The sequence below is a fragment of the Actinoplanes sp. CA-030573 genome, from assembly GCF_050951115.1.
In the GTDB taxonomy this organism is placed as follows: domain Bacteria; phylum Actinomycetota; class Actinomycetes; order Mycobacteriales; family Micromonosporaceae; genus Actinoplanes.
Window position 1 is genome coordinate 298,832 of record NZ_CP192038.1, and the last position, 18,502, is coordinate 317,333.

The 18,502-nt window shown below is 69.8% G+C and carries 16 protein-coding genes; all 16 read left to right on the forward strand.

The window, feature by feature from the left end:
* Nucleotides 1–2: 2 nt before the first annotated feature.
* The 16 genes from ACQP2F_RS01390 to ACQP2F_RS01465 all read left to right on the forward strand — a co-directional run bounded on the left by ACQP2F_RS01390 (nt 3) and on the right by ACQP2F_RS01465 (nt 18,357).
* Nucleotides 3–674: a NuoB/complex I 20 kDa subunit family protein gene (locus ACQP2F_RS01390; protein ID WP_433299872.1), complete on the forward strand. Its 672-nt coding sequence runs from the start codon at nt 3–5 to the stop codon at nt 672–674.
* Nucleotides 671–1,387 carry an NADH-quinone oxidoreductase subunit C gene (locus tag ACQP2F_RS01395; RefSeq protein ID WP_433299873.1) on the forward strand — a complete coding sequence of 239 codons (717 nt, stop codon included), beginning with the start codon at nt 671–673 and terminating at the stop codon, nt 1,385–1,387. Before ACQP2F_RS01390 ends, ACQP2F_RS01395 begins: the two co-directional genes overlap by 4 nt.
* Nucleotides 1,384–2,709, forward strand: coding sequence for an NADH-quinone oxidoreductase subunit D (locus ACQP2F_RS01400; protein WP_433299874.1), 1,326 nt, complete (start codon nt 1,384–1,386; stop codon nt 2,707–2,709). Before ACQP2F_RS01395 ends, ACQP2F_RS01400 begins: the two co-directional genes overlap by 4 nt.
* Nucleotides 2,710–3,897, forward strand: coding sequence for an NADH-quinone oxidoreductase subunit NuoE (gene nuoE / locus ACQP2F_RS01405; RefSeq protein ID WP_433299875.1), 1,188 nt, complete (start codon nt 2,710–2,712; stop codon nt 3,895–3,897).
* Nucleotides 3,894–5,210: an NADH-quinone oxidoreductase subunit NuoF gene (nuoF, locus tag ACQP2F_RS01410; protein ID WP_433299876.1), complete on the forward strand. Its 1,317-nt coding sequence runs from the start codon at nt 3,894–3,896 to the stop codon at nt 5,208–5,210. Before nuoE ends, nuoF begins: the two co-directional genes overlap by 4 nt.
* On the forward strand, nt 5,210–7,735 hold the full coding sequence (locus ACQP2F_RS01415; protein ID WP_433299877.1) for an NADH-quinone oxidoreductase subunit G: 2,526 nt from the start codon (nt 5,210–5,212) through the stop codon (nt 7,733–7,735). Before nuoF ends, ACQP2F_RS01415 begins: the two co-directional genes overlap by 1 nt.
* Nucleotides 7,732–9,084: an NADH-quinone oxidoreductase subunit NuoH gene (gene nuoH / locus ACQP2F_RS01420; RefSeq protein ID WP_433299878.1), complete on the forward strand. Its 1,353-nt coding sequence runs from the start codon at nt 7,732–7,734 to the stop codon at nt 9,082–9,084. The genes ACQP2F_RS01415 and nuoH overlap by 4 nt, the downstream gene beginning before the upstream one ends.
* A gap of 1 nt (nt 9,085) precedes the next feature.
* Entirely contained in the window at nt 9,086–9,742 is a 657-nt protein-coding gene (gene nuoI, locus ACQP2F_RS01425) for an NADH-quinone oxidoreductase subunit NuoI (protein WP_433299879.1), read from the forward strand.
* Nucleotides 9,739–10,482, forward strand: a complete 744-nt coding sequence (locus ACQP2F_RS01430) for an NADH-quinone oxidoreductase subunit J (protein ID WP_433299880.1) — start codon at nt 9,739–9,741, stop codon at nt 10,480–10,482. Before nuoI ends, ACQP2F_RS01430 begins: the two co-directional genes overlap by 4 nt.
* Nucleotides 10,479–10,778, forward strand: a complete 300-nt coding sequence (nuoK, locus tag ACQP2F_RS01435) for an NADH-quinone oxidoreductase subunit NuoK (protein ID WP_433299881.1) — start codon at nt 10,479–10,481, stop codon at nt 10,776–10,778. The genes ACQP2F_RS01430 and nuoK overlap by 4 nt, the downstream gene beginning before the upstream one ends.
* A gap of 12 nt (nt 10,779–10,790) precedes the next feature.
* The gene (gene nuoL / locus ACQP2F_RS01440) at nt 10,791–12,710 is read left to right on the forward strand and encodes an NADH-quinone oxidoreductase subunit L (RefSeq protein WP_433299882.1); all 1,920 of its coding nucleotides are present in this window, start codon (nt 10,791–10,793) and stop codon (nt 12,708–12,710) included.
* Nucleotides 12,707–14,245: an NADH-quinone oxidoreductase subunit M gene (locus tag ACQP2F_RS01445; RefSeq protein WP_433299883.1), complete on the forward strand. Its 1,539-nt coding sequence runs from the start codon at nt 12,707–12,709 to the stop codon at nt 14,243–14,245. The genes nuoL and ACQP2F_RS01445 overlap by 4 nt, the downstream gene beginning before the upstream one ends.
* Nucleotides 14,246–14,247: 2 nt before the next feature.
* Entirely contained in the window at nt 14,248–15,780 is a 1,533-nt protein-coding gene (gene nuoN, locus ACQP2F_RS01450) for an NADH-quinone oxidoreductase subunit NuoN (protein ID WP_433299884.1), read from the forward strand.
* A gap of 68 nt (nt 15,781–15,848) precedes the next feature.
* A complete protein-coding gene (locus tag ACQP2F_RS01455) occupies nt 15,849–16,421 on the forward strand; it encodes a nucleotidyltransferase family protein (RefSeq protein WP_433299885.1) in 573 nt (190 codons plus the stop codon).
* Between the two features lie 60 nt (nt 16,422–16,481).
* Nucleotides 16,482–17,231: an alpha/beta fold hydrolase gene (locus ACQP2F_RS01460; protein ID WP_433299886.1), complete on the forward strand. Its 750-nt coding sequence runs from the start codon at nt 16,482–16,484 to the stop codon at nt 17,229–17,231.
* 127 nt (nt 17,232–17,358) lie between these two features.
* Nucleotides 17,359–18,357 (forward strand): polyprenyl synthetase family protein, encoded by a 999-nt coding sequence (locus tag ACQP2F_RS01465; RefSeq protein WP_433307295.1) that lies wholly within the window; start codon nt 17,359–17,361, stop codon nt 18,355–18,357.
* The last annotated feature ends 145 nt before the right edge of the window (nt 18,358–18,502 follow it).

Below are 18,502 nucleotides of genomic sequence, written 5' to 3' on the forward strand. Positions count from 1 at the left end.
ACATGGGAATCGAAGAGAAACTGCCCGCAGGCATCCTGCTGACGTCCGTCGAGAAGCTCTCCGACTGGGCCCGTAAGTCGTCGTTCTGGGGCGCCACGTTCGGCCTGGCGTGCTGCGCGATCGAGATGATGGCGGCCGGCGGCCCGCACTACGACCTCGGCCGCTGGGGCATGGAGGTCTTCCGGGCCTCGCCCCGCCAGGCCGACCTCATGATCGTCGCGGGCCGGGTGAGCCAGAAGATGGCCCCGGTCGTCCGCCAGATCTACGACCAGATGCCCGAGCCCCGCTCGGTCATCTCGATGGGCGTGTGCGCCTCGTCCGGCGGCATGTTCAACAACTACGCGATCGTGCAGGGCGTGGACCACATCGTCCCGGTCGACGTCTATCTGCCCGGCTGCCCGCCGCGGCCGGAGATGCTGATCGACGCCATCCTCAAGATGCGCGAGAAGGTCATGGCCCAGCCGCTCGGCCCGAACGGCCGCAAGATGCTCGAGGCCCGCAAGGCCGCCGGCAAGGTCCCGGTCGTCGCCCCCGGCGCGATGCCGTCGTCGTACCGCGTGGACAAGGTCCGGCGTGCGGAGTGGACCCAGGCGGTCAAGGAAGGCCGCGAGGAACAGCTGCGCATCGAGAACTGGATGAAGCTTCAGCCGCACCTGCGGGAGGACGGAAAGTGAGCGTCGAGAGCACGGGTGGCGTGCCGGCCAACTCCGACCCGGTCGGCGCCGACATCGACGCGCCGGCGCAGACGCCGGCCAGCCCGCTGAAGGGCATGTTCGGCATCACCGGCACCGGCGACGTCTCCGGCTTCGGCGGCCTCGTTCGCCGGCAGCCCGACGTGGTCGGGAGCCCGAAGCCGTACGGAAGCTACTTCGACGAGGTCACCGACGCGCTGGAGGAGGCCTACCCGGGTTTCGCCGACGCGATCGAGAAGGTCGTCGTCGACCGCGGCGAGCTGACCCTGCACATCGCGCCCGAGCGGATCGCCGAGGTCTGCCAGATCATGCGGGACGACGAGGCGCTGCGCTTCGAGCTGTGCTCCTCGGTCGACGCCGTCGACTACCTGGGCAGCGACAGCCGGCGGTTCCACGTCTCGTACCAGCTGACCTCGATGACGTACCGCCGCCGGGTCCGGCTCGAAGCAGCCGTCGCGGAGGGCGTCGCCCTGCCGAGCGTGACCGCCGTCTACCCGACCGCCGACTGGCAGGAGCGGGAGGTGTACGACATGTTCGGCGTCGTCTTCACCGGCCACCCCAACCTCACCCGGATCCTGATGCCGGATGACTGGGAGGGCCACCCCCAGCGGAAGGACTACCCGCTCGGCGGCGTGCCCGTCGAGTACAAAGGCGCCGAAATTCCGCCGCCGGACCAGCGGAGGGTCTATCAATGACACAGTCGGGATACGCCACCGAGCGCGAGACCACCGAGGGCCGGGTCTTCACGGTCACCGGCGGCGACTGGGACACGATCACCAACAACATCGATCCGCTCAGCAACGAGAAGATCGTGGTCAACCTCGGTCCGCAGCACCCGTCGACGCACGGCGTGCTCCGGCTGGTGTTGGAGCTGGAAGGCGAGACGGTCACCGCGGTCCGTCCCGTGGTCGGGTACCTCCACACCGGAATCGAGAAGAACCTCGAGTACCGCAACTGGACCCAGGGCGTCACCTTCGTGACCCGGATGGACTACCTGTCCAACATGTTCAACGAGGCCGGTTACTGCCTCGCGGTGGAGAAGCTGCTCGGCATCGAGGACCAGATCACCGAGCGGGCGACCACCATCCGGGTCATGTTCATGGAGCTCCAGCGCATCGCCTCGCACCTGGTGTGGCTGGCGACGACCGGCATGGAGCTCGGCGCGATCTCGATGATGCTCTACGGCTTCCGGGAGCGCGAGTACATCCTCGACATCTTCGAGGAGACCTCGGGCCTGCGGATGAACAACGGGTACATCCGGCCGGGCGGCCTCTCCCAGGACGTTCCGGAGTCGGCGATCCGCAAGATCCGCGACTTCCTCAAGTACCTGCCGAAGAAGCTCAAGGAGTACGAGAGCCTGCTGTCCGGCCAGATCATCTGGCAGCAGCGCACGCAGGGCGTCGCCGTTCTCGACCTCACCGGTTGCATGGCGCTCGGCGTCACCGGCCCGGTGCTGCGGTCCGCGGGCCTGGCCTGGGACCTGCGCAAGACCATGCCGTACTGCGGCTACGAGACGTACGAGTTCGACGTGCCGACCGCGACGACCGCCGACGTCTGGGGCCGTTACCAGGTGCGGCTGGCCGAGATCCGGGAGTCGCTCAAGATCATTGAGCAGACGCTCGACCGGCTCAAGCCGGGCCCGATCTGGATCTCGGACAAGAAGATCGCCTGGCCGGCGCAGCTGGCGCTCGGCGTCGACGGCCTCGGCAACTCGCTCGAGCACGTCGCGAAGATCATGGGCCAGTCGATGGAGTCGCTGATCCATCACTTCAAGCTGGTGACCGAGGGCTTCCGGGTTCCGCCGGGCCAGGTCTACGTCGGCATCGAGCACCCCCGCGGCGAGCTGGGCGTGCACGCGGTGTCCAACGGCGGCACGCATCCCTACCGGGTGCACTACCGCGACCCCAGCTTCGTGAACCTGCAGTCCATCTCGGCGATGGCCGAGGGCGCTCTGCTCGCCGACGTGATCGCCGGCGGTGCGTCTCTGGACCCCGTGATGGGTGGGTGTGACCGCTAAATGTCCGATACCACTATCGAATTCTCTGCCGCGGCGGCCCCGCTCGCCGAGAAGCTGCTGCCCGCGGCGCTCGAGATCATCGCGCGTTACCCCGAAGGCCGCAGCCGCTCGGCGCTGCTGCCCCTGCTGCACCTGGTGCAGACGGAGGAGGGCCACGTCAGCCCGGACGGGGTCGCGTTCTGCGCCGAGGTCCTGGGCATCAACAAGGCCCAGGTCGGCGCCGTCGCCACCTTCTACACGATGTACAAGCGGCGGCCGACCGGCGAATACCTGGTCAGCGTCTGCACCAACACGCTGTGCAACATGATGGGCGGCCAGGACGTCTACGACCGGCTGAGCGACCACCTCGGCGTCGGCCACGACGAGACCACCGCCGACGGCCGGATCACGCTCGAGCACGCCGAGTGCCTGGCGGCCTGCGACTACGCGCCGGTGGTGACGGTCAACTACGACTTCGCCATCGACGAGGCCACCCCGGACACGGCGATCGCCCTGGCCGAGAGCCTGCGCAAGGGCGAGCGGCCGACCCCGTCCCGCGGCGCGCGGATCTGCTCGCTCAAGGAGATGCAGGTCCAGCTGGCCGGGTTCGCCGACGAGCGTGAGGGCGCGGTCGCCGACGGGCCGGCCGGCGCGCCCACGCTGCGCGGCGTCACCCTGGCCCAGCAGCACGGGATCGCGGTGCCGAACTTCAACCTCGACGCCCCGATCACCAAGACCAAGCCGTCGCCCCGCGAGGAGAACGAGCGCGAGAGCAAGGGCCGGGTCGCCACCGCCGCCGAGAAGGTGACCGGCGCGGTCAAGGCCGCGGCCGGCGCCGTGGCCGAGAAGGTCGAGGAGCGGCGCGGCGCCAAGGCCGCCGCCCAGGCGACCGACAACGCGGGCAAGCCGACCGACACCGGGGACGCCAAGGACCCCGAGGTGCGTACGGCCGAGCAGCGCAACCCGACCATGGGCGAGCCGGACAAGACCGGCGACGCGCAGGCCACCCCGCCGGTGCCGGAGAACCCGGCCGAGGCCGCCGGCGTCGCGACGAACCAGACGGCGGGCGACGGCAAACCGGCCGGGGACACCCAGCGCGGCGAGACGATCGTCGACGAGGGCGTCGCCGAGCAGGAGCCGGCCGCCACGAAGCCCGATCCCAACCCGGGATGGCAGAACGTGCCGCGCGGTAACCAGGAGCAGAAGTGACTCAGCCACGGCGTGAGGTTCTCGAGAAGCTGACCCCCGTCCTGACCAAGCGCTGGCTGTCGCCGGACGCCTGGCAGATCGACGTCTACGAGCGGTTGGACGGCTACGCGGCGCTGCGCAAGGCGCTCGACGTGCACCCGGACGACCTGATCCAGCTGGTGAAGGACTCGGGTCTGCGCGGCCGCGGCGGCGCCGGCTTCCCGACCGGCCTGAAGTGGGGCTTCATCCCGCAGGGCGACGGCAAGCCGCACTACCTGGTCATCAACGCCGACGAGGGGGAGCCGGGCACCTGCAAGGACCTGCCCCTGATGACCTACGACCCGCACTCGCTCATCGAGGGCGCGATCATCGCCTCGTACGCGATCCGGGCCAACCGCGCCTTCATCTACATCCGCGGCGAGGCGGTGCACGCCGCGCGCCGGCTGCGCAACGCGGTGAAGCAGGCGTACGCCAAGGGCTACCTCGGCACGAACATCCTGGGCTCGGGCTTCGACCTCGACCTGGTCGTGCACAGCGGCGCCGGCGCGTACATCTGCGGCGAGGAGACCGCGCTGCTCGACTCGCTGGAGGGCTTCCGCGGCCAGCCCCGGCTGCGCCCGCCCTTCCCGGCCATCGCCGGCCTGTACGCGAGCCCGACGGTGGTCAACAACGTGGGCACCATCGCCTCGGTGCCGTACATCGTGCTCGGCGGCGCCGACTGGTGGAAGAGCATGGGCACGGAGAAGTCGTCCGGCCCGATGATCTACTCGCTCTCCGGCCGGATCGCCAACCCCGGTCAGTACGAGTGCGGCCTCGGCATCACGCTGCGCGAGCTGATCGAGCTGGCCGGCGGCATGAAGCCCGGTCACCAGCTGAAGTTCTGGACCCCGGGCGGCTCGTCGACGCCGCTGCTGACGGCCGAGCACATCGACACGGCGATGGACTTCGAGGGTGTCGCGGCCGCGGGCTCGATCCTGGGCACCACGGCCATGCAGATCTTCAGCGACCAGGACTGCCCGGTCTACGCGACCTGGCGGTGGCTCGAGTTCTACCACCACGAGTCGTGCGGCAAGTGCACCCCGTGCCGCGAGGGCAACTACTGGATGGTCCGCACCTACCGGCGGATCCTCTCCGGCGAGGGCACCTACGCCGACCTCGACACCCTGCAGGACACCGCCGACAACATCTTCGGCCGGTCCTTCTGCGGTCTCGGCGACGGCGCGGCGACCCCGGTCATCTCGACCCTGAAGTTCTTCCGCCAGGACTACCTGGACTACATCGAGGGCCGCACCGCGCCGCGTCTGTCGGCCAAGGCTCTGGTTGGAGCTCACTGATGACAGACATAGCCAAGAAGACCGACGAGGTCACCCTGACCATCGACGGGATTCAGGTCACCGCCGAGAAGGGCGAGCTGGTCATCCGGGTCGCCGAGCGGATGGGCGTCGCCATTCCGCGGTTCTGCGACCACCCGCTGCTCGCCCCGGCCGGCGCCTGCCGTCAGTGCCTGGTCGAGATCGAGGGTCAGCGCAAGCCGGTCGCCTCCTGCACTCAGGCGGTGGCCGAGGGCATGGTGGTCAAGACCCAGCTCACCTCGCCGGTGGCCGACAAGGCCCAGCACGGCGTGATGGAGCTGCTGCTGGCCAACCACCCGCTCGACTGCCCGACCTGCGACAAGGGCGGCGAGTGCCCGCTGCAGAACCAGGCGATGTCGAACGGCCGGGTGGACTCGCGGTTCCACGAGCACAAGCGCGAGTACGAGAAGCCGATCCACATCTCGAGCCAGGTGCTCCTGGACCGCGAGCGGTGCATCCTGTGCCAGCGTTGCACCCGGTTCTCCGAGGAGATCGCCGGCGACAAGTTCATCGACCTGATGGACCGGTCCTCGGGCGAGCAGATCAACGTGTACCGGGACGACTTCTTCGGCGGCCGGGGCACCGGCGACGGGCAGGTCGGCGAGGGTGAGGGTGACGTCGCCTTCAACTCGTACTTCTCCGGCAACACGATCCAGATCTGCCCGGTGGGCGCGCTCACCGGCGAGCAGTACCGCTTCCGTGCCCGCCCGTTCGACCTGGTCTCGACGCCGACGGCGTGCGAGCACTGCGCGGCCGGCTGCTCGATGCGCGCCGACCACCGCCGGGGCAAGGTGCTGCGGCGCCTGGCCGGCGACGACCCGGCGGTGAACGAGGAGTGGAACTGCGACAAGGGCCGCTGGGGCTTCCGGTACGCCACCGCGAACGACCGGATCATGAATCCGCTGGTCCGCGACGCGAAGACCGGCGAGCTGCGGGAGGCGTCCTGGAGCGAGGCGCTGCTGGCGGCGGCCGAGGGACTGCGGGCGGCCCGGAACGTCGGCGGCGTCGGGGTCCTCACCGGCGGCCGGCTCACGGTGGAGGACGCGTACGCGTACGCCAAGTTCACCCGGGTCGCGCTCGGCACCAACGACATCGACTTCCGGGCCCGCCCGGTCAGCGCCGAGGAGGCCGGCTTCCTGGCCGCCTCGGTCGCCGGCGGCCTCTCCGACGTCACCTACGAGGACGTCGAGAACGCCCCGGCCGCGGTGATCGTCGGCCTCGAGCCGGAGGAGGAGTGCCCCATCCTCTTCCTGCGGCTGCGCAAGGCGGTCAACAAGCGCAAGCTGCGGGTCACGGCCGTCGCGCCGTTCCTGACCCGCGGCCTCACGAAGATCGGCGCGACGCTCGTCGCGGCGGCGCCGGGCGAGGAGGCCACCCTGCTGGCCGAGGACCCGGCGGTGGCCGCGGCGCTCGGCACGCCGGGCGCACTGCTCATCGTCGGCGAGCGTCTCGCCGGCGTGCCGGGCGGTCTCTCGGCCGCGGCCGCGCTCGCCGCCCGCACCGGCGCCCGGCTGGCCTGGGTGCCGCGCCGGGCCGGTGACCGCGGCGCTGTCGACGCCGGCTGCCTGCCCAACCTGCTGCCCGGTGGCCGGCCGGTCACCGACCCCGCCGCCCGCGCCGAGCTCTCGCTCGCGTGGAGCGTCGAGGCCGGCGCGCTGCCCAGCGCTCCGGGCCGGGACACCGACGCGATCATCGCGGCGGCGGCCGACGGCACGCTCGGCGGCCTGCTGGTCGGCGGCGTGGACCCCGGCGACCTGGCCGACCCGCGGCTGGCCGAGCAGGCCCTCGACAACGTGGGCTTCGTGGTCAGCCTCGAGATCCGCGGCAGCGCGGTCACCCGCCGCGCCGACGTGGTGCTCCCGGTGGCCCCGGCCCAGGAGAAGTCGGGCACGTTCATGGACTGGGAGGGCCGGCTCCGCTCGTTCGGCACGGTCCTGCCGACCACGGCGATGACCGACGGCCGCGTGCTCGAGGCGATCGCCGCCCTGCTCGAGGTCCCGTCCAACCACCCCACCACCGCCCAAAAAGCGACTAAAGGCATTTCGCTGGGCACGGGCGACGTGATGGCGATCCGGCGCGAGCTGGGCGCCATGCCGCCGAGCAAGACCGCCCGCCCGGCACTGCCCACGGTCGCCGCGGCGACGCTGCCGAAGCCGGGTGCGAACGAGGCGATCCTGGCCACCTGGCACCACCTGATCGACCAGGGTTCGCTGCTCGACGGCGACGACGTGCTCAAGGGCACGGCCCGGCCGCCGGTCGCGCGGATCGGCAAGGACCTGGCCGAGTCGCTCGGGGTGGCCGAGGGTGACGTGATCACCGTCAGCACCGACCGGGGCGGCATCTCGCTGCCGGCCGCGATCACCGACCTGCCCCCGCAGGTGGTGTGGCTTCCCACCAACTCGCCGGGCTCGTCGCTGCGTCGCAGCCTCGGCGTCACCTCGGGCGCGATCGTCCGGCTCAGCGCCGGCGTGGCAGGCCCGATCCTCGCGGAGGGGGCAAACGCATGATCCTCGCCCACGCTCAGGACCCGACCCTGCAGACGTTCGAGAACGACGTCTGGTGGATCACGCTGATCAAGCTGCTCGGCGTCTTCGTGGTCCTCTTGCTGCTCACCCTGTTCACGATCAACTACGAGCGCAAGGTCGTGGCCCGGATGGCGGTCCGGCCCGGCCCCAACCAGGTCGGTCCGAACGGATGGCTGCAGAGCCTCACCGACGGCCTGAAGCTGCCGTTCAAGGAAGAGATCATCCCGAAGACGGCGGACAAGCTGGTCTACTTCCTCGCGCCGGTGATCTCGGCGACGGTGGCGTTCACGGCCTTCTCGGTGATCCCGTTCGGCGGTGTGGTCAGCATGTTCGGCCACAAGACCGCGCTGCAGCTCACCGACGTGCCGGTCTCGGTGCTGGTGCTGCTGGCCTGTTCTTCGATGGCCGTGTACGGCGTGGTGCTGGCCGGCTGGTCGTCCGGCTCGACCTACCCGCTGCTCGGTGGCCTGCGGTCCAGCGCGCAGATGATCTCGTACGAGGTCGCGATGGGTCTCTCGATCGTCGCGGTCTTCATGACCGCCGGCACGATGAGCACCTCGCAGATCGTGAAGGCGCAGGCCGAGGGCAACCCGTTCCACTTCCTCGGCATGGACCTGACCACGCCGAGCTGGTACGTGGTGCTGCTGTTCCCGAGCTTCGTCATCTACTGCATCTCGGCGGTCGGTGAGGTCAACCGGGCCCCGTTCGACCTGCCCGAGGGTGAGTCCGAGCTGGTCGGCGGCTTCCAGACCGAGTACTCGTCGTTCAAGTTCGCGATGTTCTACCTGGCCGAGTACATCAACATGATCACCGTCTCGGCGTTCGCTACCACGCTGTTCCTCGGCGGCTGGCGCGCGCCGTGGCCGATCACCGCGTTCTGGCACGGCGCCAACTCCGGGTGGTTCGCACTGATCTGGTGGCTGGTCAAGGTGCTGATCCTGCTGTTCGGCTTCATCTGGCTGCGGGCCACCCTGCCCCGCATCCGGTACGACCAGTTCATGCGCCTCGGCTGGAAGGTCCTCATCCCGGTCAACCTGGTGTGGATCCTCTTCCTCTCCTACGTCAAGGTCGCCAACAACGAGCTCTCCGAGCGCGCCAAGTGGCTGTCGATCGGCGGCATCGTGGTCGTCATCCTGCTGATCGCGCTGTTCTGGCCGGCCAGCCGCAAGCCGCGGCAGGTCTCCCTCGAGGAGCAGCTGGCCGCCCGGCCGCCCGGCAGCTTCCCGGTGCCCCCGTTGGATCTGCAGGTACCCCCGAGCCCGCGGGCCCGCCGCGCGGTGGCCGAACGGGCCCCCGCCACGGTCGGCGGCGATTCCGAGAAGGAGGTGTGACGTGGGGACGTTCACGGGCTCCTTCAAGGGCTTCGGGGTGACCTTCGCGCACATGTTCCGCAAGGTCATCACCACCGACTACCCGTTCTCCCCGCCGACGCCGGCGCCGCGCTACCACGGGCGGCACATCCTCAACCGGCACCCGGACGGCCTCGAGAAGTGCATCGGGTGCGAGCTGTGCGCCTGGGCCTGCCCGGCCGACGCGATCTACGTCGAGGGCGGCGACAACACCGACGAGCAGCGGTTCTCGCCCGGTGAGCGGTACGCGAAGATCTACCAGATCAACTACGCGCGCTGCATCTTCTGCGGCCTGTGCATCGAGGCCTGCCCGACCCGTTCGCTGACCATGAGCAACGAGTACGAGCTGGCCCGCGACAGCCGGCAGGACCTGATCTTCACGAAGAAGGAGCTGCTGGCGCCGCTGCTGCCGGGCATGGAGCAGCCGCCGCACCCGATGCGCCTGGGCGAGACCGACAAGGACTACTACGTCGGCGCGCTGACCAACCCGGGCACGTCGGCCGGGGCCGAGCGCGCGCCGTGGTCCGACGCGGGCTCGCACGACGCCTCGGACCCGGCACAGCCGGGCGACCGGGCCGAGACGGCCGGCACCCGCCGCCGCGAGGACGCCGCCGACCAGCCCAAGGAGGTCGTCCGATGACCCACGTGTCCACCGGTGAGGCCTGGGCCTTCTGGATCCTCGGCTCGCTCGCGGTGATCGGCGCGCTCGGCATGGTGATCGCCCGCAACGCGGTGCACTCCGCGCTCTGGCTCGTGCTGACCATGCTGTGCCTGGGCTTCCTGTACGTGGTCAACTCGGCGCCGTTCCTCGGCATGGTGCAGATCATCGTCTACACCGGCGCGATCATGATGCTGTTCCTGTTCGTGCTGATGCTGGTCGGCCGGGACGCGTCGGACTCGCTGATCGAGACCTTGCGCGGCCAGCGGGTCGCGGCGATCGTGCTCGGCGTCGGCTTCGCGATCCTGATCGGCACCGGCCTGGCCCGGTCGCTCGGCGACACCCCGGTGGTCGGCCTGACCGCGGCCAACGCGAACGGCAACGTGCAGGGCCTGGCCCGGCTGCTGTTCACGCGCTACGTCTTCGCGTTCGAGGTCACGTCGGCCCTGCTGATCACGGCGGCGGTCGGCGCGATGGTGCTGGCGCACGTCGAGCGGGCCAAGTCCGACATCCGCGACCAGCTCACCCGCATGACCGAGCGCTTCCGCCCCGGCAACTACCCGGGCGCCAAGCCCGGTCCGGGTGTCTACGCCAACACGATGTCGGTGGCCGCGCCGGCCCGGCTGCCGGACGGCAACGGGTCCGAGCGGAGCATCTCGCCGATCCTGCCCGTGCGGGAGCTGTCCGCCTCCGAGGTGGCTCCGAAGGGAACAGAAAAGTGACTGTCGACTACTACCTGGTCCTGGCGGCGATCCTGTTCACCATCGGCGCCGCCGGGGTCCTCATCCGCCGGAACGCCATCGTGCTGTTCATGTGCATCGAGCTCATGCTCAACGCGGCGAACCTGGCGCTGGTCACCTTCAGCCGGATCAACGGCAGCCTCGACGGCCAGATCATCTCGTTCTTCGTGATGGTCGTCGCGGCGGCCGAGGTCGTGGTGGGCCTCGCCATCATCATGTCGATCTTCCGTACTCGACGCTCGGCGAGCGTCGACGACGCGAACCTTCTTAAGTACTAAAGGGGCCTTCCTGTGGAACAGACAGTGGAGTATGCCCACGCGACGGGAGTGTTGGGCGGAATCTGGCTGTTGGTAGCCATTCCGCTTGCCAGCGCCGCGGTCCTGCTGCTCCTCGGAAAGCGGGCCGACAAGTGGGGACACTGGCTCGGCGTCCTCGCGGTGGCGGCCACCTTCGTGCTTGGGCTGATCTTCTTCATCAAGCTCGGCGGCCTGGACGCCGAGCACCGCTCGGCCGAGCTGAGCTTGTGGGACTTCATCGCCGTGGGCAAGCTGCATGTCGATTTCGGCCTGCTCTTCGACCCGCTGTCCGGCGTCTTCGTCCTGCTGATCACGGGCGTCGGCTCGCTGATCCACCTGTACGCGGTCGGCTACATGGAGCACGACCCGGGACGCCGTAAGTTCTTCGGCTACTTCAACCTCTTCGTCGCGGCGATGTTGCTGCTGGTTCTCGGCAACAACTACGTGATGCTGTACTTCGGCTGGGAGGGCGTGGGTCTCGCCTCGTACCTGCTGATCTCCTTCTGGTACACCCGCCCGTCGGCGGCCACGGCCGGCAAGAAGGCGTTCCTGATGAACCGGGTCGGCGACGCCGGCCTGGCCATCGGCATCTTCCTGATGTTCGCCACGCTCGGCACCACGAACTACAAAGAGGTCTTCAACGGGGTCGGCTCGCTCTCCGCGACCACCGTGCTGATCCTCGGCATCCTGCTGCTGCTCGGCGCCGCCGGCAAGTCCGGTCAGTTCCCGCTGCAGGCCTGGTTGCCGGACGCGATGGAGGGCCCGACCCCGGTGTCGGCCCTGATCCACGCGGCGACCATGGTCACCGCCGGCGTCTACCTGATCGCCCGCTCCAACTACATCTTCTCGGCGAACACCACGCTGCAGCTGATCGTGTGCTGCGTCGGCGCGCTCACCCTGCTGATGGGCTGCATCATCGGCGCCGCGAAGGACGACATCAAGCGGGTCCTGGCCTGGTCGACGGTCAGCCAGATCGGGTACATGTTCCTCGGCGTCGGGCTCGGCGGCGGGGCGTACGCGCTGGCCATCATCCACCTGCTGGCGCACGGCTTCTTCAAGGCCAACATGTTCCTCGGCGCCGGCTCGGTCATGCACGGCATGCACGACCAGGTCGACATCCGGCGGTTCGGCGGCCTGAGCAAGTACATGCGCTGGACCTGGCTCACCTTCATGATGGGCTGGCTCGCGATCATCGGCATCCCGCCGCTGTCCGGCTTCTTCTCCAAGGACCCGATCATCGAGGCCGCCTTCGCCCGCGGTGACTGGACGTCCTGGCTGTTCGGCTGGGCCGCGCTGATCGGCGCCGGCCTGACCGCGTTCTACATGACCCGGCTGTTCTGGCTGACGTTCCACGGGCCGGAGCGCTACACCGAGGACAACAAGCACCCGCACGAGTCGCCGTACATCATGACCGTGCCGCTGATGCTCCTGGCGCTCGGCTCGATCGTCGCCGGCTACCTGCTCTCGACGAGCATCCCCGGCTGGCTGGAGCCGGTCACCGGGGAGGGCGAGGGCGAGCCGGTCATGTCGAAGTGGTTGATCCTGGTGCTCGGCATCGTGTTCTCGGTCGCCGGCGCGCTGATCGCCATCGCGCTCTTCCGCAAGGGCACGGCGCTGCAGGAGCAGCCGGCCGGCGCGGTGGTCACGGCGGCCCGGCGCAACCTCTACACCGACGCGTTCAACGAGGCGGTGTTCGAGCGGCCCGGCATCTACCTGACCCGGGCGCTGGTCTACCTCGACAACAAGGGCATCGACGGCCTGGTCAACGGGATCGCGGCCGGTGTCGGCGGCAGCTCCGGCCGGCTACGAAGACTGCAGACCGGCTTCGTCCGCTCGTACGCCCTCTCCATGCTCACCGGCGTCGTGCTCGTGCTGGGCGCCTTCCTCGCGATCCAGTTGGGGTGGCTGGCATGAGCGACTTCCCGTTTCTGTCGATCCTGACGCTCCTGCCGCTGGTGGGCGCGATCGTGGTCGGCCTGATCCCGCGGCGCAAGGCCGAGCTCGCCAAGACGGTGGCGCTCGTCTGGTCGCTCGTGGTGCTGGTGCTCAGCGTCTTCATGTGGGTGGCCTTCAAGGTCGACGGCGACCGGTTCCAGTTCCACGAGTCGTACGCCTGGATTCCCTCGTGGGACGCCCGGTTCACGTTCGCGGCCGACGGCATCGCGCTCGTCATGCTGATGCTGATCGCGGTGCTGACCCCGGTCGTGATCCTGGCCTCCTGGCACGACGTGGACCAGAGCAAGCGGTCGGCGCCGACCTACTTCGCGCTGCTGCTGGCCTTCGAGTTCACGATGATCGGCGTCTTCGCGGCCGCCGACGTCTTCCTCTTCTACGTGTTCTTCGAGGTCATGCTGATCCCGATGTACTTCATCATCGGGTCGTTCGGCGGGCCCCGCCGGCAGTACGCGGCGGTCAAGTTCTTCCTCTACAGCCTGGTCGGCGGTCTGTTCATGCTGGCCGCCGTGATCGGCCTCTGGGTCGTCGGCGGGCACACGTTCGACTTCACCAAGCTGGTCCAGTCGGTGAGCTCGATCGACCAGAACACGGCCCGCTGGCTGTTCCTCGGCTTCTTCGTGGCCTTCGCGATCAAGGCGCCGTTCTTCCCGTTCCACACCTGGCTGCCGGACGCCGGTGGCGCCGCCCCGGCCGGTGCGGCCGCGCTGCTGGTCGGCGTCATGGACAAGGTCGGCACCTTCGGCATCCTGCGCTACTGCCTCCCGCTGTTCCCGGAGGCGTCCCGCTGGTTCGCGCCGGCGGCCCTGGTGCTGGCGGTCATCGGCATCATCTACGCGGCACTGCTCGCGGTCGGGCAGAACGACCTCAAGCGGCTCGTCTCTTACACGTCGATCGCGCACTTCGGCTTCATCGGCATCGGCATCTTCGCCTTCACCACGCAGGCGGGGACCGGCTCGGTGCTCTACATGGTCAACCACGGCCTGGCCACCGGCCTGCTGTTCATCGTGGTCGGCATGTACGTCGCTCGCCGCCAGTCCAACCTGGTGAGCGACTTCGGTGGCGCCGGCAAGCTGACGCCGGTGCTGGCCGGGGTGCTGTTCTTCGCCGGTCTCGCCTCGCTGGCGCTGCCCGGCACGGCGCCGTTCATCAGCGAGTTCCTGGTGCTGATCGGCACGTTCACGGTGCACAAGGCGTACGCCGTCATCGCGACGCTGGGCATCATCCTCGCCGCCGCGTACGTCCTCTGGATGGTCCAGCGGACCACCCAGGGCACCTTGAACCCGGCCCTCGAAGAGGTGCCGGCCATGCGCAAGGACATCACCCTGCGGGAGAAGGTCGTGGTCGCGCCGCTGATCCTCCTGCTGATCCTGCTCGGCTTCTACCCGAAGCCGGTCACCGATGTGATCAACCCGGCGGTCCAGGCGACCATGCATGACGTCGGTACCCAAGATCCAGGCCCGACGGCGGTCACCGCCAATGGAGGGGCTCGCTAGCCATGGAAGATCTCAAACTTCCTGCCATCGACTATGCGGCGCTGGCGCCGATGCTGATTCTCTTCGGGGTGGCCTGCGTCGGCGTCCTCGTCGAGGCGCTGGTTCCGCGCCGGTCGCGCAATGTCGTCCAGCTGGCGCTGTCGTTCTTGGCGATCATCGCGGCGCTCGTCGTCGTGATCGCCCAGCACCACAAGCGAGTGGTGACAATCGGCGGCGCGGTGGCCGTGGACGGGCCCACCCTGTTCCTGCAGGGTTCGATCCTGGTGCTGGGCGCGGTCTCGCTGATGCTGATCGGCGAACGGTCGATCGAGCGGGGCGGCCCGTTCGTCTCCCAGGCCGCGATCACCGTCGGCTCGCAGAAGGACCTGCGACAGGCGGGCGATCAGCCGGGCGCCACCGAGGTCTATCCGCTGACTCTGTTCTCGCTCGGCGGCATGTTGCTGTTCGTCTCGGCGAACGACCTGCTGACCATGTTCGTCGCGCTCGAGGTGCTCTCGCTGCCGCTCTACCTGCTGTGCGCGCTTGCCCGGCGGCGTCGTCTGCTCAGCCAGGAAGCGGCGCTCAAGTACTTCCTGCTCGGCTCGTACGCCTCGGCGTTCTTCCTGTTCGGCGTGGCGCTCATCTACGGCTTCTCGGGCGGCATCTCGCTCAACGCGGTGCACACCGCGGTGGCGGCGCCGAACAAGAGCCAGGTGCTTCTGTACGCCGGGCTGGCGATGCTGGCAATCGGCCTGCTCTTCAAGGCGGCCCTCGCGCCGTTCCACGTCTGGACGCCGGACGTCTACCAGGGCGCGCCGACCCCGATCACGGCGCTGATGGCAGCCTGCACGAAGGTCGCGGCGTTCGGTGCCCTGCTCCGGATCCTTTACGTCGCCTTCGAGGGCGTCCGCTGGGACTTCCAGCCGGTGCTCGGCGTGATCGCGGTCCTGACGATGCTGGTCGGCGCGGTGCTCGCGGTGACGCAGACCGACATGAAGCGGCTGCTCGCCTACTCTTCGATTGCGAACGCGGGCTATGTCCTGGTCGGTGTGCTCGCGCTCAACAAGGAGGGCCTGAGCAGCTCGATGTTCTACCTGGTCGCGTACGGCTTCTCGGTGCTCGCCGCGTTCGGCATCGTGACCCTGGTGCGCGACGCCGACGGCGAGGCCACCCACCTTTCCCGGTGGGCGGGCCTCGGGCGCAAGAGCCCGCTCTTCGCCGCGGCGTTCACCTTCATCCTGCTCGCTTTCGCCGGCATCCCGCTGACCAGCGGTTTCACCAGTAAGTTCGCGGTCTTCGGGGCCGCGATCGAGGGCGGGCAGACCTGGCTGGTCATCTTCGGCGTGATCACCAGCATGCTGATCGCCTTCCCGTACCTGCGGGTCGTCGTGATGCTCTGGCTGAGCGAGCCGGGCGAGTCCACCCCGACGGTCTCCATCCCGGGCTTCCTGACGTCGGCGGCCCTGGCCATCGGCGTCCTGGCCACCCTGGCGCTGGGCATCGTCCCGGCACCGCTGATCGACCTGACCCGAGACGCGGCGCAGTTCGTCCGCTGACCAAAGGGCGCACGTGGAAGGGCCCCGGCCGCGACGGCCGGGGCTCTTCCGTTTCTTCCGGAGGGCCGATGGACGAGCTGGTCGCCATCGTGGCGCGGTGCGAGTGGTTCGTGGGCGTCCTGCGCGTCGTCCGCGATGCCGGGCTGCCCGACGCCTGGGTCGGCGCCGGGGCGCTGCGCGACCTGGTGTGGGGCGAGCGCTACGGCTCCGGCTTCCGGCCTGCCGAGGTGCGCGACGTGGACGTGGCGTTCTTCGATGCGGCCGATCTGAGCCGGCAGCGGGATCGGACGGCCACCGAGCTCCTGGCGGCCCGCGAGCCGGCCGTCCCGTGGGAGGCGACCAACCAGGCCGCCGTGCACACCTGGTACCACGAGGTGTTTCCCGGCGACCCGGTCGAGCCGCTGGTGTCGACCGCCGACGGGATCGCGACCTGGCCCGAGACGGCGACCGCGGTGGCCGTCCGGCTCGACGCCGGTGACCGCCTCCGGGTCTGCGCGCCGCTCGGGGTCGACGACCTGCTGAACGGCGTCTGGCGGCCCAACGCACGGCGGGTCGGCGTCGAGCAGGCACGGACCCGGCTGGCTCGGCTCCGTCCGGGGGCGCGCTGGCCCGGAGTGCGGGTGATCGGGCCCGGAGACTGAGTGGAAGCTGTGGCCGGAAATGATCGGCGAGCCTCAAGGCGAGGAAGCGGGGAGGGCGGAATGCGGGAAGCGAAGGTGCGGCCGGACGGGAGCCGGATCCGGTGGGTCGAGATCGCGGGGGCGGAGCCGGCCCGGGTCTATCTGCACGGGCTGGGCGCGTCGTCGGCGCCCTACTTCGCGGCGGCGGTGGCGGACCCCACGCTGGTCGGGCGGCGCAGCCTGTTGGTCGATCTGCTCGGGCACGGGATCAGCGACCGGCCGGTCGACGCCGGCTACACGCTCGAGGACCACGCGGACTGGGTGGCCACCGCGCTCGACGTCGCGGGCGTGCGCGACGCCGAGGTGATCGGGCATTCGATGGGCGGGGCGGTCGCGATCGTGCTGGCCGCGCGGCATCCCCGGCTGGTGGGGCGGCTTCTGCTGGTGGACGCGAACCTCGACCCCTACCCGCCGGGGCATCGCGGGATCGCGGCGCGGTGGACCGAGGACGAGTTCGTGCACGGAGACGGGCGCGAACGGCATCTGCGCCGGGTCGGGCGGCACTGGGCCGCGACGATGCGGCTGGCCGGGCCCGAGGCGCTCTACCGGTCGGCGCTCCACCTCGGACGCGGCACCACGCCGAGCATGCGGGAGCTGCTGGTGGGACTGGAAATACCCCGGGCCTACCTGCATCCGGCCGGCGCCGCGCCGGACGACGTGGCGGGGCTGGTGGCGGCGGGGGTCGAGGTGGTCGCGGTGCCGGACTGTGGGCACAACATCATGCTGGACAACCCGGAGGCGTTCGTGGCGGCCGTGCGTGGCTGGAAATGATCGGGCGGGGGACGGTGCTCCGGGCGTACGGGCGCGGGAATTTGATTTTGATCTTGCAGCGGCGACCCCTGGCACGGAAAGCGCGCGGCTCGTATGGCATCGTGAAACCGTGGTGAGCACCGGTGACATGACGCTGTCGTCGCTCGGCCTCGACATCGACCCGGAGGTCGATGCGTCGGTCACGGCGACGCTGGCCGCTGTGGAGGAGGCGCTGCGGGCGAACGTGGCCAGCGCCGATCCGTTGGTGGCCGAGGCTGCGCGGCATCTCGCCGATGCCGGTGGCAAACGGTTCCGTCCGCTGCTCGTGGCGCTCGGGGCGCAGTTCGGCAACCCCCAGGCGCCCGAGATCGTCGCGGCGGCGAACGTGGTGGAGCTGACCCACCTGGCGACGCTCTACCACGACGACGTCATGGACGAGGCGCCGGTGCGACGCGGCGCGCCCAGTGCCAACTCACGCTGGGGCAACTCGGTGGCGATCCTGGTCGGCGACTACCTGTTCGCCCGGGCCGCCGACATCGCCGCCTCGCTCGGCCCGGAGGCCGTCCACCTGCAGGCCCGCACGTTCGCCCGGCTGGTGCACGGGCAGATCGCCGAGACCGTGGGCCCGCGCGATGCCGACCCGATCGAGCACTACCTGCACGTCATCGAGGAGAAGACGGCCTCGCTGATCGCCACCTCGGCGCGATTCGGCGGGCTCTTCTCGGGCGCCCCGGCCGACCACGTCGAGGCCCTCGCGGGCTACGGCGAGACCATCGGCATCGCGTTCCAGCTCTCCGACGACCTGCTCGACATCGCCTCCGAGTCCGACCAGTCGGGCAAGACGCCCGGCACCGACCTGCGCGAGGGCGTGCCGACGCTGCCGGTGCTCTACGCGCTGGCCGGCGACGACACCGACGCGTCCGCGGTGCGGCTGCGCGAGATCCTGGCGACCGGGCCGATCACCGACGACGCCCTGCACGCCGAGGCGCTCGGGCTGCTGCGCGACTCGGCCGCGATGAAGCGGGCACGCGAGACCGTGCGGACCTACGCCGAGGAGGCGCGCGCCCGGCTGGCGCCCCTGCCCGCCGGCGAGGCCCGGCGCGCGATGGAGGCGCTGTGCGACTTCATCGCCGACCGGACGAGCTGAGCTCGTAAAAAATCGAAGATCATCAATCGATCGGGCAGATCGCCGCGAGCGCGGTCGTCGCCACGTTCCCGGTGCCGCGTGGTCGGTGCCGCCGGACCATGTTCATGCTGGTCGATGCATTGCGGCGTCGATGGATCTTGGGTTT